Genomic DNA, 22,633 nt, shown 5'->3' on the forward strand with positions numbered 1-22,633 from the left:
TTGGACTCATGCAAACGTCCGTCCTTTTATCCCGCCTCGCGCGGAGCGTAATCGCCACCGTGTTATGCACGGCCCTCGTCACCCCTGCTTTCGCCGGGTCGTTCGAGGTGGAGGACGGGTGCAGTTCGGAAGAAGTGTCGGAAGTGTCGCGCCTGTATGTGGATGAACATCTGGTCGCGACCTTTACCCTCGATCATGACCATACCAGCCAGACCGCGCATATCGAGACTGCGATGGGACGCACGAACCACAGCTACGCCCTGTGTGGGGAAATCACCATCCGCCGTCATGGCGGCACCGGCGTCGAGATCCATCAGGTCAGTGGTGAAGGCGTGCTGCATGATCCGGATGGCCATCATCTTGTCGCGCTGGGGGCACGCAATTTCACCGAATTCTACCTTGCCGATCCTGACGACCCGGAGGTGGTGGAGCGTCATCCCGGTCACAGTTCGCTCTGCACCCCGCCCACATCGTAGGCGCGGGTTCCTCCACCGACCGGGCCTAACCTTCGTCCGCGGCCAGCAGGGCGGCCTGTTCTTCCTGTGTCAGCGCGTCCACAAACTCATCCAGATCCCCGGCCATCACACGGTCGATCTTGTACAGTGTCAGACCGATGCGGTGATCGGTCACGCGCCCCTGCGGGAAGTTATAGGTGCGTATGCGTTCGGAACGGTCGCCTGTGCCGACCTGCGCGCGGCGGTCGGCGGCGCGGCTTTCATGGGCGGCAGCCCGGCTGCGTTCATACAGGCGGGCGCGCAGGATCTTCATCGCCTTGGCGCGGTTCTTGTGCTGGCTTTTTTCCTCCTGCATCGTCACCACGATATTGGTGGGCAGGTGGGTAATGCGCACGGCGCTTTCGGTCTTGTTGACATGCTGGCCGCCCGCGCCGGATGCACGGTAGACATCAATGCGCAGGTCGCCTTCATTGACCTGCACGTCCACTTCTTCCGCTTCGGGCAGGACGGCGACGGTCACGGTGGAGGTATGGATGCGTCCCTGGCTTTCAGTGGCCGGGACGCGCTGCACTCGGTGCACGCCCGATTCGTATTTCAGTCGCGCAAACACCCCGCGCCCGGTGATGCTGGCAATCCCTTCGCGCAGGCCGCCCAGTTCGGACTGGTCGTATTCCAGTATCTCGAACCGCCATCCCCGCTGGTCGGCATAGCGCTGGTACGCGCCAAACAGTTCGGCGGCGAACAGTCCGGCTTCATCGCCGCCCGCGGCAGGACGGATTTCAAGAATGGCGCTGCGTTCATCCGCTTCGTCACGCGGAAGCATGGCCAGACGGATGGCGTGGCGCAGGTCGGGGATCTGCGCGCGCAGCCCATCCAGTTCCGCCTGCGCCAGTTCGCGCATTTCCGGGTCTTCCAGCATCTGGCTGGCGTCCTGTTCCGCCTGTTCCGCGGCCCGTAGCGCGCTGACGCGCGCCACTACGGGTTCCAGTTCGGCATATTCACGCGATGCCTGGCTGAAATCGTTACCGGACAGCCCTTCAGCCAGCATGGCCTGCAATTCCTCGCTGCGGGCAACGATACGGTCCAGACGGTCGTCAAACTGTGCCACGGTTAGGCCTTTCCGGGTGTTCCGGGCAGAAGGAAGGCCGCCACGCCATCCATGGGCACCTCGGTCTGCTGTCCGCTATCCAGATCCTTGGCCTGTACCACGCCGCGCGCGATCTCATCGCTGCCAATCAGGATGGCATGGGTAGCCTTCATGCGGTTGGCCCGTTCAAGCCTGCGCTTCATGTTGCCGCGGTATGATGTTTCCGCCCGGATGCCGGCAGCCCGCAGGCCCTGCAATACCGTGATCGCCGCCCCCTGCGCGTCCGCTCCCATCGGGATGATGGCGACCGGACGCGGTTCGGCAGGTGTGCTGTCAAGCAGCATCGACAGTCGTTCGATGCCGCCAGCCCAGCCAATGGCGGGTGTTTTCGGCCCACCCATTTCCGCGACCAGACCGTCATACCGCCCACCGGCCAGCACCGTACCCTGTGCGCCAAGGCGGGTGGTGACGAATTCGAACGCGGTATGCCCGTAATAGTCCAGCCCCCGGACGATGCCGGGATTTTCCCTGAAGCGCACGCCCATAAGATCAAGCGTGCGGCGCAGGTCATCCCAGAATTCCCGCGCTTCAGGTGTCAGGAACTGTGCAATGGTGGGGGCATCGGCAACCAGCCTGCGGTCGTTTTCATCCTTGCTGTCAAGGATACGCAGCGGATTGCGTTCAAGCCGCGCCTGACTGTCGGCGGAGAGATCGGCGCGGTGGGCGCTGAAATGCGCGATCAGGGCCGTGCGCCACGCATCACGACTGGCGGTATCGCCCAGCGTATTGAGTTCGAGCACGGTCTCGTTCTCGATACCCAGCGCACGCAGCACGTCGCGCCCCATGGCGATCACTTCGGCATCCGCCAGCGGTTCGGCGGCCCCGAGCAGTTCGGCGCCAATCTGGTGAAACTGGCGGTAACGTCCCTTCTGCGGGCGTTCGTAGCGGAACATGGGACCCGCGTAGAACACCTTTTGCGGCAGGGACTGCGTCAGCCCGTTGGTGACGAGTGCGCGGCAGATGGCGGCGGTGCCTTCGGGGCGCAGGGTCAGCGATTCGCCGCCCCGGTCCTCGAACGTGTACATCTCCTTGGAAACGACGTCGGATGTATCGCCCAATGAGCGGGAAAAGACCCGTGTGTCCTCGAAAATGGGGGTCGCCCATTCATCGAACCCGTAAAGACTGACGATGCGACGCGCGGTCTCCACAACATGGGTAAAGCGCCTGTGGTCCTCACCAATCAGGTCATGGGTGCCACGGACGGGCTGTATGCTGCTCACTAGGCGAAATCCTGCGTTCTGTAACCGGCCCGCATTGCGGGCCGGTGTGTGGCGCACCGTAACGGTGCGCCACGGGTCATCATTCCACGGGGGACATGGCGGCTTCGCGCGCCATTTCCTCAGCCGGGGTGTTGGCGGCGTCAGCCGCTTCAAGGGCAGCGACCTTCTTTTCCACCAGATCGACGATATGTTCGATCATGTCGCCCGCAGGCATGGTGTGGTCCTGCTTGCCTGCCGAATAGACCATGTGGCGACCGGAGCCACCGCCGGTAACGCCGATATCGGTCATCAGCGCCTCACCGGGGCCATTGACCACACAGCCGATGATCGACAGCGTCATGGGCGTCTTGATGTGCGCCAGACGGTCTTCCAGCGTCTGCACGGTCTGGATCACGTTGAAGCCCTGACGCGCGCAGGACGGGCAGGAAATGATCTTCACGCCACGGTGGCGCAGGCCCAGTGACTTGAGGATATCCCAGCCGACCAGCACTTCTTCTTCCGGCTCGGCCGAGAGCGAGACGCGCATGGTGTCGCCCACACCCGCCCACAGAAGGTTGCCCAGCCCGATGGAGGACTTGACGGTGCCCGCGCGCTTGCTGCCCGCTTCGGTAATGCCGATATGCAGCGGGTGATCGCATACATCGGCCAGTTGCTGGTAGGCCGCGACTGCCATGAACACGTCCGACGCCTTCACGCTGATCTTGAATTCATGGAAATCATGATCTTCAAGGATCTTGGCGTGTTCCAGCGCGCTTTCCACCAGTGCTTCGGGGTTAGGCTCGCCATATTTTTCAAGCAGGTGCTTTTCCAGCGAACCGGCGTTGACGCCGATGCGGATGGAGCAGTTATGGTCCTTGGCGGCGTTCACCACCTCACGCACGCGCTCGGCGCTGCCGATATTGCCCGGGTTGATACGCAGGCACGCTGCCCCGGCCTTCGCCGCTTCGATGGCGCGTTTGTAGTGGAAGTGGATGTCCGCGACGATGGGAACATTCACCTCGCGCACGATTTCGGCCAGCGCCTTCGTGCTTTCCTCATCGGGGCAGGACACGCGCACGATATCCACACCAGCCAGTTCGGCCCGGCGGATCTGGGCGATCGTGGCCTGTGCATCGGTGGTCAGTGTATTGGTCATCGTCTGGACCGAAACGGGGGCATCCCCCCCCACCGGCACATTGCCGACGTGGATCTGCCGCGACTTGCGGCGTTCGATGTGCTGATAAGGACGATAGCTGCTCATTATGTGCCCTCCAGATAAGGCGGCGGTTTGTATTCCGGCCCGCTATGGCGGGGCGCGGCATAGCCCGGGGATCTTTTACATGCCGTTTTTCGACATGGCGACCGGGAGGGGACCATGCCGTAGAAGACCATTCTACTCCGGATCGACGTGAGACGGGAGAGGCGATGACTGATAATTGCCACTCCCCGTTACCGTTGTGCCAGCCGGTGTGGTACCTGTGGCGGGTTGCGCGGCAGGCACAGGCTGTGAAACCAGAACCGATCCATCGGCAACTGCCGCGGGATTCAGCGGTATATTGCGCCTGACCTCACCATTGCGCCCCAGCGGCTGCGTTGTAACACCACCGGCGGAAAGTGTCAGCCCTCCCGCATTGCCGACCGTCAGTTCCAGCCCGCTCTGGCCCGGGGGGCTCTGCCATGTTTCACCGGGCTGGAGCACATGGTCATACAGCACAGGCCCACCCGGCCTGCGCACCTGTACCCATGTCGCGGCGGAAGCGTTCAATGTCACACTGTCTGTCACGGCGGGTGGCGGCGGCGCCTGCGGGGCGGCGGCCTGCTGCGCCAGTGCGTTGCGGTCCTCCCCCATCTTTTCCAGCGGTACGGGAGGCGTGGCCGCCGGTGCGGGCGGTGGGGCGGCAGGCGTGCCGGTCAGGGCTTCGCGTTCCTGCGGCGCAAGGGGCTGCGGCGGCGGAACCGGCTGTTCATCTGCCGGTGGCAGGACGGACGCCACCTGCGGCGACGCGGTGGTGGCCGATGACAGTCCGGGCAGTGTCAGCTTGGCCCGGATATCATGGTCGATACCCTGCGAACCGGTGAAATGGTACCACCCGACATAGGCCCCGACCAGAATGACGATACCGCATAACAGCAGGACACCCGTGGGGAGCCCCCGATCCGGCAGCGGAACGGGAAAGGACAGTTCGGCGCGACGGGTGAAAGCGCCACGGCTTTCAGTCTTGAAGCGCTGGACAAGCTGTTCGGTATTCTTCAGATCCAGCGCATTGGCATAGGTGCGCAGGAAACCAACGGCATAGGCGCTGCCCGGCAGTTCCCCCGGACGCCCCGCCTCAAGTGCCTCCAGATAAGACAGGCGGATGCGCAGCCATGCCGCGACATCAGGCAGGGTCCAGCCCAGTTCCTCGCGCCGCGCGCGCAGCGTCTCACCCACGGATGCCGTTGGTGCGGCACCCGGCGGTGGGGCGGGCGTTGCAGGGTTGGAGCGGGAAACGCGCTTGCCGTCGCTCATCCGTGGCGTGCCCTCTCCTCCTGCCGGATCAGGGCGTCAATGGCCTGATCGACCAGTTCGTTGATGATTTCGCTGACCGGCTGCTCGCTCGTGATCATGCCAACCGACTGCCCCGCCATGACGGAACCGTTTTCGACATCGCCTTCGATCACGGCCCGGCGCAGGGAACCGGCCCAGAAATGCTCGATATCAAGCTGGGCGGCTTCCTTGGTCAGTTCCCCGGCCTGAAAGCGTCGCAGGGTCTCCGCCTGATGCTCAAGGAAGCGGCGCGTGCCTGCATTGCTCAGCCCGCGCACCGGAATGACCGGAAAGCGTTCGTCAAGCTGGACGGATGTTACGGCGTCACGTGCATTGGCGCGGAGGAAGGCTTTCTTGAACCGCTCGTGGGCGATGCTTTCGCGCGATGCGGCGAAACGCGTGCCAAGCTGTGCGCCAGACGCGCCCAGTTCCAGATAGGACAGGATCGCATCCCCCCGCCCCAGCCCACCTGCGACAAATACCGGCACGTCGTGGATATGGGGCAGGATTTCCTGCGCCAGAACCGTAAGCGATACAGGGCCGACATGGCCGCCAGCTTCCGATCCCTCGATCACCAGTGCGTCAATGCCAAGGCGGATCAGACGTTTGGCCAGCACCAGCGCCGGGGCAAAACCGATAGCTTTCGCCCCGCCTTCCTTGATCGCGCGGATGACCGGGCCGGACGGGATGCCGCCGGCCAGCACCACATGGCTCACACCGGCATCAAGGCATACGCGGACAAGATCATCCAGCCGGGGGTGCATGGTGATGAGGTTGACGCCGAAGGGGCGGCTGGTCAGCGCCTGCGTTGCCGCGATTTCCTCGGCCAGACGTTCGGGTTCCATCGCACCACAGGCCAGCACGCCAAAGCCACCGGCGTTGGAAATGGCCGAGACAAGGTTGCGCTCGCTGACCCAGGACATGGCCCCGGCCAGCAGCGCGTATTCGCTGCCCAGAAAGCGTGTGCCCCGTGCGCACAGGTGATCGAGCCGGCTGCGGGCTTCAGCCCGGCGGGCGGGATCAGTCGTGGGATCGGCTGCGTGGGGGGCTGTCATTTCCGGTGCGCTCACGCCGCGTCCAGACCGTAGGCGGTGTGCAGGGCGCGCACCGCGAGTTCGGTATATTCGGACGCAATCAGCACGGAAACCTTGATTTCGCTGGTCGAGATGACCTGAACGTTGATGTTGCGTTCGGCCAGCGTGCGGAACATCGTGCTGGCGACACCGGCATGCGAGCGCATGCCAACACCCACCACGCTGATCTTCACCACATCGTCGTCGGTCTGCAGTTCGCCGTACTGGATGGTGTCACGATGGCTTTCAAGCGACGCGATGGCGCGTGCGAGGTCGGTCTTGCTGACGGTGAAGGTCATGTTGGTGGTGCCGTCGTCGCCCGTGCTCTGGACAATCATGTCCACGTTCACGTTGCTGTCCGCCAGCGGGCCGAACACCGCCGCGGCAATGCCCGGACGGTCGGGAACCCGACGTACGGAAAGCTTCGCCTCATCACGGGAGTAGGCAATTCCGGCGACCTGTTCCTGTTCCACGATTTCGTCCTCATCCACGACTAATGAACCGGGCAGATGCCCTTCCGTTGGTGCCGGACCATCGGTGAAGCTGGACAGCACCTGCACACGCACGCGCTCCTTCATGGCCAGTTCCACACTGCGTGTCTGCAGCACCTTCGCCCCTACGGAAGCGAGTTCGAGCATCTCTTCGTAGGTAATTCTTGGCAGCTTCCGTGCCTTGGTAACAATACGGGGGTCGGTTGTATAGATTCCGTCCACATCCGTGTAGATATCGCAGCGATCCGCCTTCAGCGCCGCAGCCAGCGCCACGGCCGACGTATCGGAACCGCCACGGCCCAGAGTCGTGATCCGCTGGTCCGGTCCGATACCCTGGAAACCGGCCACGACCGGCACCTGCCCTGCGCGCATGCTGTCGATCAGTGCCGTGCCGTCAATGGATACGATGCGGGCCTTGGCGTGCGCGTCATCCGTGCGCAGCGGGATCTGCCAGCCCAGCCATGAACGGGCATTGATACCCAGATTCTGCAGCGCAATGGCCAGAAGGCCGCTTGTCACCTGCTCCCCCGTTGCGACAACGCTGTCGTATTCGCGTTCGTCATGGGTGGGGGAAAGATCGCGGCAGTAGCCCACAAGGCGGTTGGTCACGCCTGACATGGCGGAAACGACAACAGCGACCTCGCATCCCGCCTCCACCTGTTTCCGGACTTTTTCCGCCACGGCACGAATCCGGTCCAGATCAGCAACGGACGTGCCGCCGAATTTCATCACGATCCGCGGTACGGTAGGGGACATCGGGATAACGGCTCCATCATTCAGGCATCAGCTTATCCGGATTGCGGCCCTGCCGGGCCATCCGGGGCATTGCGGTTATGCGCAAGCCGCGTCACATACAACCCCCCAGCTTCCGCGTCCAGCGGGAGAAAGCCAAATGAAAGGCGGTGCAACCATGCAGCATCACGATTCGACCGTTCTGTCGGCAGATTCGGTCGCCCCGGACGAGATCGCCCATTTCAGCGATCTGGCCGCCCGGTGGTGGGACCCGTCTGGCCCGATGCGCCCCCTGCACGCCATGAACGACCTGCGCATCCAGTGGAGCCTGCGCCATCTGGTGGCACCCGAAGATGCGCAGGGCGCCCGACGCACCCTGCTGGATATCGGCTGCGGCGCCGGACTGGCCAGCGAGGCATTCGCGCGGGCCGGATTTGATGTGACCGGCATTGATGCCGCACAGGCGGCGATAACGGCAGGCAGGCTGCACCTGCGCCAGCATCCCCTGCCCGCTTCCGCCGGTCCGCTGGCCTACCGCTGTGGCAGCGCGGAAGAACTGGTGGCGGAAAATGCCCGTTTTGACGCCATTTCCGCGCTGGAGGTGATCGAGCACGTAACCGATCCTGCCGCCTTCCTGCGCATGCTTGGCAGCCTTCTGCGCCCCGGTGGGGTCATGGTGGTTTCGACCATGAACCGGACATGGCGTTCCCTCGCCATGGCCAAGATCGGGGCGGAATACGTGCTGCGGCTGCTTCCCGTGGGCACGCATGACTGGCGCAAGTTCATAACGCCCGCCGAACTGGGCCAGTATGCAGCGGCCGCGGGCCTGCGTGTGACGGATGTGGCAGGCATGGTGCCGGGCCTTGGTGGCTGGCGGGAAAGCCGCGACATGGCGGTGAACTACATCGCGGCCCTTGTGCGCGACTGAACGGCGCGCACAAGGGTATTATTGGCCCGGCTTCAGATCGTGTTCATGAACGCGAATGTGGTCGGGCTGCCTACGGGCGTGAAGTTCCACGTGAAGTCCAGTACCCCGGTCTGGGCATTGACCTTGAACGACGTGACCGAATCGCTGCGCTGGTTGGCGCAGAACAGGAAATTGCCGCTGGGATCGAACATCATCGAACGCCCGTAGTCGGCATGCATCCAGATCTCATCCACAAGGTTGAGCGTGCCGTCGTCATTGACGTGGAAACTGGCCAGCGAATCACCAAGCCGGTTCGAGACGTACAGGTAACGCCCCTGCGGCGAAAGCAGGATGCCTGCTGCCAGCGTGCTGCCACGGAAATGCGGGGTCACGGTGCTGACGGTCTGCTGGGGTACGATTTCGCCGGTCTGGGGATTGAAGGTAGCGGCCACCACTTTCGAATCCTGTTCGCCCAGAATGTAGATCATCGTGCCTTTTTCATTGAAGGCGAAATGGCGCGGGGCGGACCCCGGCGTCATGGCGATGAACGGCGTCTTGGCAGGGACAAGCCGACCGGCATGGGTGTCCAGTGTCCAGACATATACCCGGTCCAGACCGGCATCGCATGCCAGCACGAAACGGCCCGACGGGTCGGACGCCACCATATGCACATGGGCCGAGGAATGGTCGCTTATGGCAAAATTGCCCGGCGGGTTGTCGCTGGCCCGGTCGGGCATGCGCGGGCCGGTATTGTGCACCACGTCCGTCGGGTCGCCCAGACTGCCATCGGGATGGATCGGCAGGATTCCCACCGTGCCACCCATGTAGTTGGCCACCATCACATATTTGCCCGAGGCATGGATGCTGAGATGTGCGGGCACGGCACCGCCTGAACGCACCACGTTGAGCTTGGTCAGTTCACCGCTGGAGCGGTTGACGGAAAAGGCGGTGACGCACCCTTCCTGATTCGCATTGAAATCATTGATTTCGCTGAGCGCGTAAAGGTGGCGGTTATCGGCGGACAGCACCAGAAAGGATGGGCTGGCAATATCCACATAGGTCATGAGCGGCGAAAGGCTGCTGGTATCAGGGTTCATTTCAAATACGGAAATGCCCTGCCCGTTGCCTGCGCCCCCCGGCGGACCGTGCTGGGTATAGCCGCCGATATAACAGATGATCCGGGGTTTGGCCGGGGCATCGGCCATGGCGCGCCGGGACAGGGCGGGCGCGCCCGCGGCGGCGACCAGCGTGGAGGCGAAGGCGCGGCGGGAAATGTTGCAGCTCATGGAAAAAAGGCGATCCCAATCAGTTGGAAATGGTTTTGCCCCCGGTCTAGGGCAGCTTGCAGGCAGGGCCAATGGTACCGGTATAGCGGCTCCATGTTTCGGTTTCACCAAATAACGGCACCGCCACGAAGCCGCGCAGCTTCAGGTCACCTGACTGTGAAACCCACAGCTTGGCATGGTAGACATGTCCCGTATCGGGATCGGTTACATGGCCGTTCCAGTGTCCCTGCTCGTCCCGATCCGGTGTAAACCCGTCCAGCATCGGCAGGTTGCATTCAGGCTGCCCGCGTTTGTCACGGGGCATTTCGGTCGTATAGCGCAGGCCGACCAGCCGCCCGCACAGTTTCTGCCCGCAATGGCCGATTTCAAACACGCCATCGTGGTCCCGGGTCATCCAGTGGCCCACCACGTCCGGCTCGGCGGCCGGACTGTCAGCGCGGGCGGCGGGTGCGCCCTGCATGGTCACTGCAATCGCCATGGCGGATAGCGTGGTCGCGGCGGTGGCGGCCAGACGGTGCACAATGCCCGTCATGCTGCTGCGTGCGCCATTGTCCTTGTTAGTGTCGTGCATTTCAAATCGCTCCCCGACATGGCATGCCAACGGACGGCCTGTGGTGCCGTCCGTGCCTGCGTGTTCCCTTTAGCTATCGGCCCGGCGGACCCACGGAATCAATTGAACGTCCACGCCTTCCTCATCCAGTTCGGCGCGTTCGTGTGCTGTCATGTTGCCATAAATGCTCCGGGCTTCGCTTTCGCCCCGATGCATGCTCAGGGCTTCCTCGGCAAAGCGGTCGCCCACGTCTTCGCAATGTTCCTCAATCGTCTCACGCATTTTCTGTAACAGAGCGATCATGGCGTCGGGCACTCCCGCAGACGCATGGCCGGGTGGCGTGGCGGGCGGTGCGGCTTCCTGTTCTACCGGCGCAGGCATGCCGCCGCCCGTGTGGACAGCCGGGGCCATGAGCGCACGTTCCACCTGTGTCACGCCGCATTGCGGGCAGGACAGCAGCCCGCTTTCGGCCTGACGCTCGAATGCGCTGCTGCCGGGAAACCACCCTTCGAATTCGTGTCCCGCGCTACAGCGTAGCTGATACCGGATCATACCCTCTCCGCGTGGATGTCAGTCCGTGGCCAGCACGGCGTCGAGTTTGCCTGCCCGTTCCAGCGCCATCAGGTCATCACAGCCGCCAATGGGAGCATTGTCGACAAAGATCTGGGGCACGGTGGTACGGCCACCTGAACGCCGGATGGAATCTGCCCGTTCCGGCGTGCCATGCGGGGCGTTGATTTCATTGAAGGACACGCCCTTCTGCGTCAGCAGGCGGACGGCGCGGATGCAATAGGGGCAGCCGGGCTGGGTGTAGATGTCGATAGCAGGCATTGAACCTTCACTTGGCTGTTGGTCTGTCCACCGGGACGATCTGCGGCAGACTGTTGAAACCAGCTTATCCTATTGTTGTTCATGCTGGCCACAGGCACGCGCGGCGGCGATGACATCCACCCGTCCGGCGCCCGCGGCCAGCAGGCTGCTGGCGCAGGCGGCAAGCGTGGCCCCCGTGGTCATCACGTCGTCCACCACGATGATGTGGCGCCCCGTGATGGCCTCCCGTCGGGTGGGGCGCACGCTGATGGCCCCCTGCATCAGCCTCTGGCGCTGGATGCGCCCCTGTCCACCCAGCGGGCGGGTTGCGCGCGTGCGGATCAGGCCGTCCACCAGCGTCTGCGCACCGGTCATGCGGCCCAGCGCACGCGCCAGCAGCGCGGCCTGATTATACCGGCGCGTAAACAGCCGCCGCCGATGTAGCGGAACGGGCACGAGCATACTGTCCGCATAGATCAGATCCGCAGCCGCTGTCGTCATGTAACGTGCCAGCAGTTGTGCGTTTTCCGTCCGGTCAGCATATTTTAGAGGCAGAATCAGTCGCCGTGGCATGTCATCATAAACCATGGCTGCTCTGCCCGCCTGCCACGGTGGCGGGTTTTCTTCACATGATGCGCAGGTCATGGCAGGGCCGCCTGCCGCGCGGGATGTGAATGGCAGCGCGCAACGGACGCAGTATGGCGCGGTTATCAGGTGCAGTTGTGCCACGCAGGCCCCGCAGAGATGGCCCGCCTGCATGACCGTGACACCGCAGCCCAGACAGTGCGGCGGGAACAGGATATCCAGCACCTGCGTTCCGGCCCTTCGCCACCAGTGCGGGGATTCGGGTTGCGTCACGTCTTCACGCGATCGTGGGGTTGGCAGGCCGGATGCGCAGGGGCACATCGGGGGGATGAGCATGGATGTGCCACAGATATTTGACCGTCGTATCGTGCGCCTGCACCGGGACCGTGCGGCGGATCAGGTCGATCATGTCCGGCCCGTGCTGGAGGAAGCGGCCGGGCGCCTTCTGGACCGGCTGGATGATGTCACCCGCTCCTTCGGCACGGCGCTGGATATTGGTGGACGGGGTGTTATGGCCCCCCTGCTGCGTGGGCGGGGTATCGCCACGGTTGCGGGAGACCTGTCGCCGCGCATGTGCGCGCGCGATGGCGGTCCTGCGGTGTGCATGGATGACGAGTGGCTGCCCTTTGCTCCTGCCAGTTTTGATCTGGTGGTGGCCTGCCTGTCGCTGCACTGGGTCAATGACCTGCCGGGACTGCTGGCACAGGTCCGTAATATACTGGTGCCCGATGGGCTGTTTCTGGCCTGCATGCCCGTCCTGCCTACGCTGGCCGGGCTGCGCCATGCGTTGATGGAAGCCGAAACCGCGTATCAGGGTGGGGTTTCGCCACGGGTAGCACCCTTCCCCGGGCTGCGGGACTGTGCCGGACTGTTGCAACGCGCGGGATTTGCCCTGCCGGTGGCGGATCTGGATGTGATCCATCTGTCTTACCAGACCCCGGTGGGTCTGATCGCGGATCTGAGGCACGCTGGCGAGACAAATGCCCTGTGCCAGCGCACGCGCAAGGTCACGCCTGCTGCCCTGCTGGCCGATGCGCTGGGGCGTCTGCCCCGTGACGATGACGGAAGTATCGCGCAGGACCTGCATATTGCGGTCATGACGGGCTGGGCCCCTGCTCCCACGCAGCCGCAACCCCTGCGGCCGGGACAGTTCACGACCCCTCTGGAAGATGCCCTGCGCGACAGCCCCTAGCATGGCAGACCGCTTTCAGCCGCCCGTCACACTCATGTGGCGTGTGACGCGCGCCGGGTCATCCGCGCTACGCCCGATCAGGAAATCATGGCCGCGCGGCTTGCGCAGGATGGCGGCACGGACGTGGTCCATCATTGCCGAATCATCCGCCCCCTCGCGTAGGGGCGCACGCAGGTCGGTCGATCCTTCATGGCCCAGGCAGGTATACAGCCTGCCGGTGCAGGACAGCCGGACCCGGTTGCAGCTTTCACAGAAATTATGGGTCATGGGTGTTATGAAGCCGATCCTGCGCCCGGTCTCGGCAATGCGGGCATAGCGCGCGGGGCCGCCGGTGCGGAAGCCGACCGGCTCCAGCGTCCATCGTTGGGCCAGATCGCGCCTGACATCCAGCAGGGGCAGATAACGGTCGGTCCGGTCGTCCCCGGTCTCACCCATTGGCATGGTTTCGATCAGGCACAGATCGGCCCCGATTTCACCACACCAAGCGATCAGCGTATCGAATTCATCTTCGTTCAGTCCCGCCATCGCAACCGTATTGATGCGTATGGCAAGGCCCGCTTCACGCGCGGCCCGGATACCTTCGAGCGTGCGTGTCAGGTTGCCCCGTCGTGTTATGCGGGCGAAGCGCCCGGGATCAAGGGAATCGAGGCTGACATTGATACGGCGGACCCCACAGGCCCGAAGTTCGTCAGCATAGTCTGCAAGTCGGCTTGCATTGGTCGTAAGCGTCAGTTCGTCCAGTCCCGCCAGCCCATCAGGACGGTTCAGCCATCCCCCCATGGCGCGGAAAAAGGATATCACATCCCGCCGGACCAGCGGCTCGCCCCCCGTTATCCGCAGCCTGCGCACGCCATGGCGGATAAACGCGCCGCACAGGCGTTCCAGTTCCGTAAAGGACAGGATTTCAGCTTTGGGCAGGAAGGTCATGTCTTCCGCCATGCAGTATATGCAGCGCATATCGCACCGGTCGGTAACCGATACGCGCAGATAGGTCAGCAGGCGGCCATAGGCATCCGGCATCGGTGCCATGTTCATGCTGCCATCCATTATGACAGGACATTCAGTTGTACGACGGTGGCATCGACAGCCACCTTGCCAGCATGCGGGAACATGACCGTAACCCGCTTGCCAATGGCGGACTGGACCTGACCTTCACCCCATTCCGGGTGGTCGGGATGGCTGACCAGTTGCCCCGGCACAAGAAATGATCGGAAAGGAATAGTCGCCATTATGCTCAATAGTCCTGCATGGGGTCCTTGCGGGCATATCGGACCGGTTGGGAGCTTATTAAACCCCCTTCGCAGGCATTCAACAAAAAAACGGCCCGGAACAGGTCCGGGCCGCAAATAAGGCGGCACGTCAGGGCGTGGGTCAGTGGCCTGCGTTTTCGCCAGAAAAGTCCGGTGCGTGAATGCCCGACAGTTCAAGCTGGCTGGCCAGTTCCGCCTTCAGCCGGTCCAGTGCCTCATGCGTGCTGCCTTCCGCCCGGGCGACAAGGACGGCCTGCGTGTTGGATGCGCGCAGCAGCCACCAGCCATCGGGCGTGGTCACGCGTACGCCATCAATGCGCGATACCGTCGCCCCACTTTTTTCCAGTCGGGCTGCAACTTCGGTAATCACATCGAACTTGCGGGTATCGGCGCAGTCAAAACGCAGTTCCGGGGTGGAGATGGTAGCCGGCAGCGCCAGCCGCACGTCAGACAGCGGACCCGTCAGGCGCGAGACGATACCCAGCAGACGGACGGAAGCGTAAAGCGCGTCGTCAAACCCGTACCATTTATCGGCAAAGAAAATATGGCCCGACATTTCGCCCGCCAGCGGGGAGCCGGTTTCCGCCATCTTGGTCTTGATCAGGGAATGACCTGTTTTCCACATCATCGGCTGGCCGCCTGCGCGACCGATTTCGTCAAACAGGACCTGACTGGCCTTGATGTCGGCAATGACCGTAGCACCCGGATGGTCACGCAGCACGTCGCGCGCAAGCACCACCAGAAGCTGGTCGCCCCACAGGATTGCCCCGGTATTGTCCACCACGCCAATGCGGTCGGCATCGCCATCAAACGCAATGCCAAGATCCGCCTCGTCTTCCTTCACGGCGGCAATCAACTGCTGAAGGTTGCTGGCGACCGTCGGGTCCGGGTGATGGGCGGGAAAGCTGCCGTCGATTTCAGCATTGAGCACGCGGTGCGTGCCGGGCAGCTTCTTCACCAGCAGCGACAGGATTTCGCCCGCGGCGCTGTTGCCGTTATCCCATACGATCCTGAGCGCGCGGTCCGCGCCGTCCCAGTCCTTCATCAGGCGTTCGACATAGGCGGATTTTACATCCACATCCCGTGTCGTACCGGGCTTTTCCGGTCCCGCCTCGCCCGCTGCGGCAAGACGGCCCAGTTCACGGATCTGATCGCCAAAGAACGGCTTGTTGGCGAGCATCATCTTGAAGCCGTTATAGTCCGGCGGATTATGGCTGCCCGTGACCATGACCGCCCCATCCGCCTTCAGTTCGGCGGATGCGAAATACAGCATGGGTGTCGGGCCGCAGCCAACACGCAGCACCTCCATCCCCGCCGCCATGGCACCATCGACCAGAGCACGCTCCAGCGAAGGGGATGACAGGCGGCCGTCGTAACCGATGGCGACGGTACGACCGCCATTCTTCGCCACCATGCTGCCGAACGTACGGCCGATCGCATAGGCGTCTTCCGGTTTCAGGGTCCTGCCGACAATCCCGCGGATGTCGTATTCACGCAGGCTGGTCGGGTCGAATTTATGGGAAAAAGTCATGTGTACTTCTTCAGGAAATTCCGGACATCAGAACCGAGGTCTTCCCGCTCCAGTGCGAAGGCGATCTGGGCCTCGAGGAAACCGATCTTGCTGCCACAGTCGAACCGCTTGCCTTCGTAACGGTAACCGTGGAAGGGCACGTGGCCGATGGTCTTGGCCATGGCGTCCGTAAGCTGGATTTCGCCGCCCGCGCCCTTTTCCTGCTTGGCGAGGTGGACCAGCACGTCCGCCGTCAGCACATACCGCCCGATGACGGACAGGTTGGATGGCGCGTCCTTCGGGTCGGGCTTTTCAACCAGGCCCTTGACCTCGACCAGCGTGCCGTCATCCGCGCCAATGTCCAGAATGCCGTAGCTGCTGGTCTGTTCGCGCGGCACTTCGGTCACGGCCAGCACGTTGCCGCCAGTCTTCTTGTAGACCTCGGCCAACTGCGCCACGCATGACGTCCTGCTCTGCACGATGTCGTCGGGCAGCAGGATGGCGAACGGATCGTTACCGATGAACTCACGCGCGCACCAGATCGCATGCCCGAGCCCCAGCGGCTCCTGCTGGCGTACGGATATCATGCTGCCCGGCGTTACGCGGGTAGCTTCCAGCGCCTTCAGCGCGGAAGTCTTGTTGCGTGCGCGCAGTGCGTCTTCCAGTTCCGGGGCGACATCGAAATAGTCGATCAGGGAGTCCTTGCCCCGGCTGGAAACAAGGCAGAATTCCTCGATTCCCGCTTCGCGCGCTTCGTCGATTGCGTATTGGATCAGCGGACGATCGACGACGGGAAGCATTTCCTTCGGCATCGACTTCGTTGCGGGCAGAAAGCGCGTTCCAAGACCGGCAACCGGCAATACAGCTTTTTTAAGGGGCTTAATCACTAATTATCTACCTCAACGTGCGAATTACAAACAGCCCAAGCAGGCGTCGGTTTCCATAGTGGAACCAAATAATGGCGTGTTGCCAGATGGCAATGAAATAGCGTGTTTTATCATGGCCATATATATAAGGGCAGGACCAGACCTGATTTAAATCACGATTCCCGGGTGAGGCCAGCACTGTGTGCCGGTGGACATTTTTTGTAACCCCTGCCCTGCATTGCGCATGTCCGGCAACGGTCTGTGGATGGAAAGTATCTACAGGATTTGTGTCGGAAGATAATATGACCTTTTTATGACATTATCCCGCATCTGCCCCGCATGCCGCGCGGTTCTCGGTCAGGTCCGTTCCGTCATGCGGGAACGCACGAACGCAGCCCCCTGTTCGGGAGCTGTTCGCGTTTTAATCAGTTTTCTGGAAAAATATGGTGCGGCCAAGAAGACTCGAACTTCCACGGGGTTGCCCCCACAAGCACCTCAAGCTTGCGCGTCTACCATTCCGCCATGGCCGCAACGTGACAACGATGATCGACTGGGCGATACCGTCATGACGATGAAGGGGCGTATAACCGATGGATGACGAACGGGCAATGACTGAAAACAAGTTTTTATGGAACAGGGCGCCAGATCTGGTCCCCTACCCCGCCGCGCTGGCGGTAATGGAGGCACAGGCCCGCGGAATCCGGGAGGGCACGATGCCCGAGCGCGTATGGCTGCTTGAGCATCCGCCAACCTATACCGCCGGTACGTCGGCGCGGGAATCGGACCTGTTCAATCCTCGTGGCTATCCCACCTATTCCGCCGGACGCGGTGGGCAATGGACCTATCACGGTCCGGGACAGCGCGTCGCCTATGTCATGCTGGACCTTGCCACGCAGCATGGCATGTCGCCCCCGCGTGACCTGCGGGCTTACGTGCATACGCTGGAGGAGTGGCTGATCCGCACCCTGCGGCGATTTGACGTAGTGGGAGAACGGCGTGCCGACCGTATCGGGGTATGGGTGGTCGACCCCGCCACGGGGCGGGAAGAAAAGATCGCGGCCCTGGGTGTGCGCGTCACACGCTGGGTAAGCTGGCATGGAATCGCGATCAATGTTGACCCGGACCTGAGCGATTTCGGCGGGATCGTGCCCTGTGGCATCAGCGAATATGGCGTGACCAGCCTTGCGAAGCTGGGCCGTAAGGTCAGCATGGACGCGGTTGATGCGGCGCTTGCCGCCACATGGCCCGAATGTTTCGGCCCCATCCCCGGCACGCATGGATAAGGCGTGCCGGGCCGTGGGGTCAGTTATCGGGGCTGAGGGTGAACAGCGTGTCAGGCCACGGCTGGCCGCTTACGGTGGTATCGGTCAGGTCGAGGCGGATATGCTGTCGTTCCACATCGGTCATTTCAATGACCAGTAGCGACAGTTTTCCGCCAATATCGGAAAATCCGAGGGTCAGGATTCCCTGTGATTCGCTGTCAGCGCGCGCAAGAGAGACCTGAAGGCTGTTGACCCCATGCTGCACGGCCGTCACCGCGATCTGGCCGCCCAGATGCACCGGCTGGTTCAGCAACAGACCCAGCGGCTGCCGCCCCAGCGACATGCGCGTGACCGAATCGCGCCGATGGTCCACAAACAGCAGATGGCCAGAAGCCGCGACCAGCTTCATCGCCCCCGGTGTGGTGTAATCCAGACGCAGGCGGCCCGGATCGTAACGCATCACGCCCTGACCCTTGCCCCCATCGGGCCATGTCTGCACGAAACCGGCCTGCAACCCGCGGGACGTGTTGAGATAGGCTTCGACCCGTTCGATTTCGCCATGCTGGTCCATGGTCTGGCGTGCGGGTGCCCCGGCACAGGCGGCCAGCAGGGTCAGCAGCCCCCCCATCATCAGCCGCCGCGTGGCGAAGGGAAAGGCCGGCTTCATGCCGCCGCCACCCGCGCCTGTTCTTCCGGCGTGCGCAGCACGAGGGACAGGGCATGCATGCCGCCTGCGAATTCATCGGCCAGCAGCGCATGGACCTGACGGGAACGCTCCACGCGGTTCACGCCCGCGAAAGCGGGGCTGACGATCAGGACGTTGTAATGGCTTTCGCCTGCCTGCACGCCATTGTCGCGCACATGGACGTGATGGGCGTGCCGGGCGCTGTCATCGTGGATACGCAGTTCCACGGGGGCGAGGTGTTCACGTATAATACGTTCGATCCGTCCGGCCCGGCCGGTTGTATGCTGTTCCATTGGCGGCTCCATAGATGGCGGGATCATACATTGCACAGCTTCGCCCTTGCACGAAGCATGAACAGGCGCACATAACGACAATGATGAAGAGAAGGAACACCCGACACCGCGCCTTTGATCCCGATCCCGATGCGCCGGATCGGTGCTGCGACATGCACGACTGCGACCAGCCCGCGGGATACCGCGCCCCGCGTTCGCGCGATGCGCTGAACACGTATTTCTGGTTCTGCCTTGAACACGTGCGCGAGTACAATTCCCGTTGGGATTTCTATCGCGGCATGTCGCCAGGACAGATCGAGGCGCATATCCGGGCCGATACGTCATGGAACCGTCCTTCGTGGAAGCTGGGTCAGGGCAACGCCGCCCATGCCTTCAGCGAGGAGGAGGTGCTGGACCCCCTCGACCTGCTCAAGGGGGCGGCGAAGGCCCGGGCGCGCAGTCACGCGCGCCGCCAGCAGGAAGACCGTCGCGCCGAGGCGCCCGATGCGCTCAAATATCCGCTGGGCGTGCTGGACCTTGGCTGGCCGGTGTCGATGGAGGAGCTGAAGACCCGCTACAAGGATCTGGCGCGTCAGCACCACCCCGATGCCAATGGCGGCGACCGCAAGGCGGAGGAACGATTCAAGGGCATCAACATTGCCTATACCACCGTGCGCGCGCATCTGGTCGCCACCGCCGGCCGGGACCACATGGCCCGCAGCGCCTGAGCGGTAATATGTCGGGACCATGCCCGCGCACTGGCCGATTGTTACGTATGCACCTATACTCACCTGACCGGATGCCGGTCTGCCGCCATGGCGGCCCCCAACAGACGAAGTGACGGACAAGAAAGCAGATGAACGAACCCGCAGACCTGACAACTGCCGCAGTGGACGCCCAGGGCACGCCGCTTCCCGCCATCTCGGCTGTTTCCGCCCCCGATCTTGTCGTTTCGGCGCGGGATGTGTTCGGCATAGACAGCGATATGAAGGTCCCGGCATTCTCGGTCCGGACCGACCATGTGCCCGACATCGACCCTTCGTACAAATTCGATCACGACACCACGCTGGCCATCCTCGCAGGATTTGCCTTCAACCGCCGTGTGATGGTCCAGGGCTATCACGGTACCGGTAAGTCATCGCATATCGAGCAGGTGGCGGCCCGTCTGAACTGGCCCAGCGTACGCATCAACCTCGACAGCCACATCTCGCGCATCGACCTGATCGGCAAGGACGCGATCGTGCTGAAGGATGGCAAGCAGATTACCGAGTTTCGGGAAGGCCTGCTGCCGTGGGGCCTGCAGAATCCCTGCGCGCTGGTATTCGATGAATATGACGCGGGCAGGCCCGATGTCATGTTCGTGATCCAGCGCGTACTGGAAGTCGAGGGCCATCTGACCCTGCTGGACCAGAACCGCGTGATCCGTCCCCATCCCTTCTTCCGCCTGTTCGCCACGGCGAATACGGTCGGTCTGGGCGACACCACGGGACTGTATCACGGCACGCAGCAGATCAATCAGGGCCAGATGGACCGCTGGAACATCGTGACCACCCTGAACTACCTGCCGCACGCGCAGGAAACGGCCATCGTGCTGGCGAAAATGGGTATCGACCCGAAAAAGGACGAAGCCGGGCGCAAACGGGTTGAAAGCATGGTTGCACTGGCGGACCTGACGCGTTCGGGCTTTATCGCGGGGGATATTTCCACCGTCATGTCACCGCGCACGGTCATTAGCTGGGCTGAAAACTTCCGTATTTTCAATGATCTTGCGTTTGCCTTCCGCGTTACCTTCCTCAACAAGTGCGACGAGGCGGAACGCCCGACGGTGGCGGAATATTACCAGCGCTGCTTTAACGCCAGTCCGCTGGCGCCCCGGGGCTGATGATACAGGGCAGGCCAGGCATGCGTGATAACAGGACAAAAAACGCCTCATCCGAGGCCGAGAAAGAAGCCCGTGCGGCCGAGAGCTTCCGGCGCGCGACGGTAGGCACCGTACGTGCGCTGGGCGGACAGGCCCAGACGGAGGTCTCGTTCCTGAATGGCCCGGTGCCATCGGGGGTTTCTGTTACCGGCACCCATGTCCGCCTGCCCCATCCATCCCGACGCATGACGGATGCGGAGGTCACGCGCATGCGTGGTGCCGCAGATGCCGCCGCCCTGCGTCTGCGCCACCATGATGTGCCCCTGCATGACAGTGTGCGGCCCCCCGCCGGTGAGGCGCGTGAGGTCTATGACGTGCTGGAACAGGCGCGGGTGGAAAGTCTTGGCGCGCGGCATATGGCGGGTGTTGCCGCAAATCTGGATGCCCGTGTGGTGCAGGAATGCGCCGATATGGGGCTGGACCGTCTGAACGACGCCACGAAGCTGCCAACACCGTTTGCGCTGGGACTGCTGGCGCGTGCGCGCATGTCCGGCCATCCGGTACCGCCGTCCATGCAGGCCCTTATGAATCGCTGGCAGGAAACCCTGTCGCCTGCCGCCCGCCGCGCATTGGACGAAATGGCGTCACGGCAGGAAAGCCAGAAGGATTTCGCCCAGGCGGCGCGCAGGCTGCTTATGGCCTGTGATCTGCTGGAGCAGGAAGTCACCCCAGAAGAACCTGCGGATGATGGCGCGGCCGAAGCCGAAAACGCCAGCGCCGAGGATGAGGAACAGACCGACGACGTTACCCCCGAGCCGCAGGAAGACGGCCCGGAGGAAGATGACAACGCCCAGCCCATGCAGATGTCACAGGGCACCGGTGCGGGCGATGATGAACCCGAAGAAGGTGAACAGGGCGGATCGGCCAGCGGGTCGGAAGAAGCAGGTGGACCGGGCGAGGAAGAGACGGAGGATGAGGTTTCTCCTGCCTATCATGCCTTCACCACAGCCTATGATGAGGAAATCGCCGCCGAGGACCTGTGCGATCCGGAGGAACTGTTCCGCCTGCGCCAGACGCTGGATCAGCAGCTTGTCAGCATGCAGGGTGTTGTCTCCAAGCTGGCCAACCGCCTGCAGCGCAAGCTTATGGCGCAGCAGACGCGGGCGTGGGAATTCGATCTGGAAGAAGGCATACTGGACGCAGGGCGACTGTCGCGCGTGGTGGTCAATCCCATGCTTTCGCTTTCCTACAAGCGTGAGCGTGACACGGATTTCCGCGATACGGTCGTGACCCTTCTGATCGACAATTCCGGTTCCATGCGTGGACGCCCCATTTCGGTCGCGGCCATGTGTGGCGATATTCTGGCCCGCACCCTTGAACGCTGCGCAGTCAAGGTGGAAGTGCTGGGCTTTACCACCCGCGCATGGAAGGGCGGCAAAAGCCGCGAGGCATGGGTACAGGCGGGCAAACCTGCCAATCCCGGTCGACTGAATGACCTGCGGCACATCATTTACAAGGCTGCGGACATGCCGTGGCGGCGTGCGCGGCGCAATCTGGGGCTGATGCTGCGCGAAGGGCTGCTGAAGGAAAACATCGATGGCGAGGCCCTGCTGTGGGCGCAGCGGCGGCTTGCCTCGCGTGCCGAGGCACGGCGCATCCTTATGGTGATTTCCGATGGTGCGCCGGTTGATGACAGCACGCTATCGGTCAATCAGGGTTCCTACCTTGAAAACCACCTGCGCGAAGTGATCGCCCATATTGAAACCCGTACCACTACGGAACTGCTGGCCATTGGTATTGGCCACGATGTGACACGCTATTATCGCAAGGCCGTCACCATTACCGATCCCGAGGAACTGGGGGGCACGATGATGAAAAAGCTCTCCGAACTGTTTGGCGAAGAACTGGTGTCTCGGCACCGTCGCGGCGGCTGAGCGCCCTGCCCCGCTTCAGTACCGAAGCGGGGCAGGAGT

24 protein-coding genes and 1 tRNA gene are annotated in these 22,633 nt (G+C 62.9%); 7 read left to right on the forward strand and 18 right to left on the reverse strand.

Going from position 1 to position 22,633, the window contains the following annotated elements; translation table 11 throughout:
* Positions 1-8: 8 nt before the first annotated feature.
* Positions 9-476: a hypothetical protein gene (locus ACBR42_RS12010; RefSeq protein WP_102323574.1), complete on the forward strand. Its 468-nt coding sequence runs from the start codon at positions 9-11 to the stop codon at positions 474-476.
* A 25-nt stretch (positions 477-501) separates the two neighbouring features.
* Here the strand turns inward: ACBR42_RS12010 and prfA are convergent, their stop codons facing one another.
* The 6 genes from prfA to ACBR42_RS12040 all read right to left on the reverse strand — a co-directional run bounded on the left by prfA (position 502) and on the right by ACBR42_RS12040 (position 7,648).
* Positions 502-1,563, reverse strand: a complete 1,062-nt coding sequence (gene prfA, locus ACBR42_RS12015) for a peptide chain release factor 1 (protein WP_132304219.1) — start codon at positions 1,561-1,563, stop codon at positions 502-504.
* Between the two features lie 2 nt (positions 1,564-1,565).
* On the reverse strand, positions 1,566-2,822 hold the full coding sequence (gene hisS, locus ACBR42_RS12020) for a histidine--tRNA ligase (RefSeq protein WP_371208168.1): 1,257 nt from the start codon (positions 2,820-2,822) through the stop codon (positions 1,566-1,568).
* Between the two features lie 79 nt (positions 2,823-2,901).
* A complete protein-coding gene (ispG, locus tag ACBR42_RS12025; protein WP_102323577.1) occupies positions 2,902-4,062 on the reverse strand; it encodes a flavodoxin-dependent (E)-4-hydroxy-3-methylbut-2-enyl-diphosphate synthase in 1,161 nt (386 codons plus the stop codon).
* A gap of 132 nt (positions 4,063-4,194) precedes the next feature.
* A complete protein-coding gene (locus ACBR42_RS12030; protein WP_371208169.1) occupies positions 4,195-5,310 on the reverse strand; it encodes a helix-turn-helix domain-containing protein in 1,116 nt (371 codons plus the stop codon).
* The gene (locus tag ACBR42_RS12035; protein WP_102323579.1) at positions 5,307-6,383 is read right to left on the reverse strand and encodes a nitronate monooxygenase family protein; all 1,077 of its coding nucleotides are present in this window, start codon (positions 6,381-6,383) and stop codon (positions 5,307-5,309) included. The genes ACBR42_RS12030 and ACBR42_RS12035 overlap by 4 nt, the downstream gene beginning before the upstream one ends.
* Positions 6,384-6,394: 11 nt before the next feature.
* Positions 6,395-7,648 (reverse strand): aspartate kinase, encoded by a 1,254-nt coding sequence (locus ACBR42_RS12040; RefSeq protein ID WP_102323580.1) that lies wholly within the window; start codon positions 7,646-7,648, stop codon positions 6,395-6,397.
* A gap of 154 nt (positions 7,649-7,802) precedes the next feature.
* On the opposite strand from ACBR42_RS12040, the gene ubiG reads away from it, so the two are divergent.
* Entirely contained in the window at positions 7,803-8,552 is a 750-nt protein-coding gene (ubiG, locus tag ACBR42_RS12045; protein ID WP_118963654.1) for a bifunctional 2-polyprenyl-6-hydroxyphenol methylase/3-demethylubiquinol 3-O-methyltransferase UbiG, read from the forward strand.
* 32 nt (positions 8,553-8,584) lie between these two features.
* On the opposite strand, the gene ACBR42_RS12050 is transcribed toward ubiG, so the two are convergent.
* From ACBR42_RS12050 to ACBR42_RS12070, 5 genes are all read right to left on the reverse strand, one after another.
* Positions 8,585-9,817: a lactonase family protein gene (locus tag ACBR42_RS12050; protein WP_102323581.1), complete on the reverse strand. Its 1,233-nt coding sequence runs from the start codon at positions 9,815-9,817 to the stop codon at positions 8,585-8,587.
* A gap of 46 nt (positions 9,818-9,863) precedes the next feature.
* Positions 9,864-10,388 (reverse strand): DUF2147 domain-containing protein, encoded by a 525-nt coding sequence (locus ACBR42_RS12055; RefSeq protein WP_102323582.1) that lies wholly within the window; start codon positions 10,386-10,388, stop codon positions 9,864-9,866.
* Between the two features lie 69 nt (positions 10,389-10,457).
* Positions 10,458-10,919, reverse strand: a complete 462-nt coding sequence (locus tag ACBR42_RS12060; RefSeq protein WP_102323583.1) for a DUF1178 family protein — start codon at positions 10,917-10,919, stop codon at positions 10,458-10,460.
* Positions 10,920-10,937: 18 nt separating this feature from the next.
* Positions 10,938-11,198: a glutaredoxin 3 gene (gene grxC / locus ACBR42_RS12065; RefSeq protein WP_102323584.1), complete on the reverse strand. Its 261-nt coding sequence runs from the start codon at positions 11,196-11,198 to the stop codon at positions 10,938-10,940.
* 69 nt (positions 11,199-11,267) lie between these two features.
* The gene (locus ACBR42_RS12070) at positions 11,268-12,098 is read right to left on the reverse strand and encodes a double zinc ribbon domain-containing protein (protein ID WP_371208170.1); all 831 of its coding nucleotides are present in this window, start codon (positions 12,096-12,098) and stop codon (positions 11,268-11,270) included.
* Here ACBR42_RS12070 and ACBR42_RS12075 point away from each other — a divergent pair.
* Complete coding sequence (locus tag ACBR42_RS12075; protein WP_371208171.1) at positions 12,091-12,954, forward strand: methyltransferase domain-containing protein; 864 nt, start codon at positions 12,091-12,093, stop codon at positions 12,952-12,954. The genes ACBR42_RS12070 and ACBR42_RS12075 overlap by 8 nt on opposite strands.
* Before the next feature lie 15 nt (positions 12,955-12,969).
* On the opposite strand, the gene moaA is transcribed toward ACBR42_RS12075, so the two are convergent.
* The 5 genes from moaA to ACBR42_RS12100 all read right to left on the reverse strand — a co-directional run bounded on the left by moaA (position 12,970) and on the right by ACBR42_RS12100 (position 17,110).
* Positions 12,970-13,989, reverse strand: a complete 1,020-nt coding sequence (gene moaA / locus ACBR42_RS12080; protein ID WP_371208172.1) for a GTP 3',8-cyclase MoaA — start codon at positions 13,987-13,989, stop codon at positions 12,970-12,972.
* Positions 13,990-14,000: 11 nt separating this feature from the next.
* Positions 14,001-14,183 carry a DUF3553 domain-containing protein gene (locus ACBR42_RS12085; RefSeq protein ID WP_102323587.1) on the reverse strand — a complete coding sequence of 61 codons (183 nt, stop codon included), beginning with the start codon at positions 14,181-14,183 and terminating at the stop codon, positions 14,001-14,003.
* A 142-nt stretch (positions 14,184-14,325) separates the two neighbouring features.
* The gene (gene pgmG / locus ACBR42_RS12090) at positions 14,326-15,735 is read right to left on the reverse strand and encodes a phosphoglucomutase/phosphomannomutase PgmG (RefSeq protein ID WP_371208173.1); all 1,410 of its coding nucleotides are present in this window, start codon (positions 15,733-15,735) and stop codon (positions 14,326-14,328) included.
* Positions 15,732-16,601, reverse strand: a complete 870-nt coding sequence (gene galU / locus ACBR42_RS12095) for a UTP--glucose-1-phosphate uridylyltransferase GalU (protein WP_102323589.1) — start codon at positions 16,599-16,601, stop codon at positions 15,732-15,734. Before galU ends, pgmG begins: the two co-directional genes overlap by 4 nt.
* A gap of 423 nt (positions 16,602-17,024) precedes the next feature.
* A tRNA-Leu gene (locus tag ACBR42_RS12100) sits at positions 17,025-17,110 on the reverse strand.
* A 60-nt stretch (positions 17,111-17,170) separates the two neighbouring features.
* Between ACBR42_RS12100 and lipB the strand changes: the two genes are divergently transcribed.
* Complete coding sequence (lipB, locus tag ACBR42_RS12105; protein WP_371208174.1) at positions 17,171-17,863, forward strand: lipoyl(octanoyl) transferase LipB; 693 nt, start codon at positions 17,171-17,173, stop codon at positions 17,861-17,863.
* Positions 17,864-17,882: 19 nt separating this feature from the next.
* On the opposite strand, the gene ACBR42_RS12110 is transcribed toward lipB, so the two are convergent.
* Positions 17,883-18,509 carry an outer membrane lipoprotein carrier protein LolA gene (locus ACBR42_RS12110; RefSeq protein ID WP_371208175.1) on the reverse strand — a complete coding sequence of 209 codons (627 nt, stop codon included), beginning with the start codon at positions 18,507-18,509 and terminating at the stop codon, positions 17,883-17,885.
* Entirely contained in the window at positions 18,506-18,820 is a 315-nt protein-coding gene (locus ACBR42_RS12115) for a BolA family transcriptional regulator (protein WP_102323592.1), read from the reverse strand. The genes ACBR42_RS12110 and ACBR42_RS12115 overlap by 4 nt, the downstream gene beginning before the upstream one ends.
* A gap of 80 nt (positions 18,821-18,900) precedes the next feature.
* Between ACBR42_RS12115 and ACBR42_RS12120 the strand changes: the two genes are divergently transcribed.
* From ACBR42_RS12120 to ACBR42_RS12130, 3 genes are all read left to right on the forward strand, one after another.
* On the forward strand, positions 18,901-19,527 hold the full coding sequence (locus ACBR42_RS12120) for a J domain-containing protein (protein WP_110547634.1): 627 nt from the start codon (positions 18,901-18,903) through the stop codon (positions 19,525-19,527).
* Between the two features lie 128 nt (positions 19,528-19,655).
* Positions 19,656-20,681, forward strand: coding sequence for a cobaltochelatase subunit CobS (gene cobS, locus ACBR42_RS12125; protein WP_102323594.1), 1,026 nt, complete (start codon positions 19,656-19,658; stop codon positions 20,679-20,681).
* Between the two features lie 20 nt (positions 20,682-20,701).
* Positions 20,702-22,594, forward strand: coding sequence for a cobaltochelatase CobT-related protein (locus ACBR42_RS12130; RefSeq protein WP_371208176.1), 1,893 nt, complete (start codon positions 20,702-20,704; stop codon positions 22,592-22,594).
* Positions 22,595-22,633: the final 39 nt, after the last annotated feature.

Source organism: Komagataeibacter sp. SM21, from assembly GCF_041402665.1.
Classification (GTDB): Bacteria; Pseudomonadota; Alphaproteobacteria; order Acetobacterales; family Acetobacteraceae; genus Komagataeibacter; species Komagataeibacter saccharivorans.

Excerpts from the sequence above, each read along its gene's own strand:
- ACBR42_RS12010 (WP_102323574.1), top strand. The coding sequence starts at position 9 with ATGCAAACGTCCGTCCTTTTATCCCGCCTCGCGCGGAGCGTAATCGCC.
- ispG (WP_102323577.1), bottom strand. The coding sequence starts at position 4,062 with ATGAGCAGCTATCGTCCTTATCAGCACATCGAACGCCGCAAGTCGCGG.
- ACBR42_RS12030 (WP_371208169.1), bottom strand. The coding sequence starts at position 5,310 with ATGAGCGACGGCAAGCGCGTTTCCCGCTCCAACCCTGCAACGCCCGCC.
- ACBR42_RS12035 (WP_102323579.1), bottom strand. The coding sequence starts at position 6,383 with ATGACAGCCCCCCACGCAGCCGATCCCACGACTGATCCCGCCCGCCGG.
- ACBR42_RS12040 (WP_102323580.1), bottom strand. The coding sequence starts at position 7,648 with ATGTCCCCTACCGTACCGCGGATCGTGATGAAATTCGGCGGCACGTCC.
- ubiG (WP_118963654.1), top strand. The coding sequence starts at position 7,803 with ATGCAGCATCACGATTCGACCGTTCTGTCGGCAGATTCGGTCGCCCCG.
- ACBR42_RS12050 (WP_102323581.1), bottom strand. The coding sequence starts at position 9,817 with ATGAGCTGCAACATTTCCCGCCGCGCCTTCGCCTCCACGCTGGTCGCC.
- ACBR42_RS12055 (WP_102323582.1), bottom strand. The coding sequence starts at position 10,388 with ATGCACGACACTAACAAGGACAATGGCGCACGCAGCAGCATGACGGGC.
- ACBR42_RS12060 (WP_102323583.1), bottom strand. The coding sequence starts at position 10,919 with ATGATCCGGTATCAGCTACGCTGTAGCGCGGGACACGAATTCGAAGGG.
- grxC (WP_102323584.1), bottom strand. The coding sequence starts at position 11,198 with ATGCCTGCTATCGACATCTACACCCAGCCCGGCTGCCCCTATTGCATC.
- ACBR42_RS12075 (WP_371208171.1), top strand. The coding sequence starts at position 12,091 with ATGAGCATGGATGTGCCACAGATATTTGACCGTCGTATCGTGCGCCTG.
- ACBR42_RS12070 (WP_371208170.1), bottom strand. The coding sequence starts at position 12,098 with ATGCTCATCCCCCCGATGTGCCCCTGCGCATCCGGCCTGCCAACCCCA.
- moaA (WP_371208172.1), bottom strand. The coding sequence starts at position 13,989 with ATGAACATGGCACCGATGCCGGATGCCTATGGCCGCCTGCTGACCTAT.
- ACBR42_RS12085 (WP_102323587.1), bottom strand. The coding sequence starts at position 14,183 with ATGGCGACTATTCCTTTCCGATCATTTCTTGTGCCGGGGCAACTGGTC.
- pgmG (WP_371208173.1), bottom strand. The coding sequence starts at position 15,735 with ATGACTTTTTCCCATAAATTCGACCCGACCAGCCTGCGTGAATACGAC.
- lipB (WP_371208174.1), top strand. The coding sequence starts at position 17,171 with ATGGATGACGAACGGGCAATGACTGAAAACAAGTTTTTATGGAACAGG.
- ACBR42_RS12110 (WP_371208175.1), bottom strand. The coding sequence starts at position 18,509 with ATGAAGCCGGCCTTTCCCTTCGCCACGCGGCGGCTGATGATGGGGGGG.
- ACBR42_RS12115 (WP_102323592.1), bottom strand. The coding sequence starts at position 18,820 with ATGGAACAGCATACAACCGGCCGGGCCGGACGGATCGAACGTATTATA.
- ACBR42_RS12120 (WP_110547634.1), top strand. The coding sequence starts at position 18,901 with ATGATGAAGAGAAGGAACACCCGACACCGCGCCTTTGATCCCGATCCC.
- cobS (WP_102323594.1), top strand. The coding sequence starts at position 19,656 with ATGAACGAACCCGCAGACCTGACAACTGCCGCAGTGGACGCCCAGGGC.
- ACBR42_RS12130 (WP_371208176.1), top strand. The coding sequence starts at position 20,702 with ATGCGTGATAACAGGACAAAAAACGCCTCATCCGAGGCCGAGAAAGAA.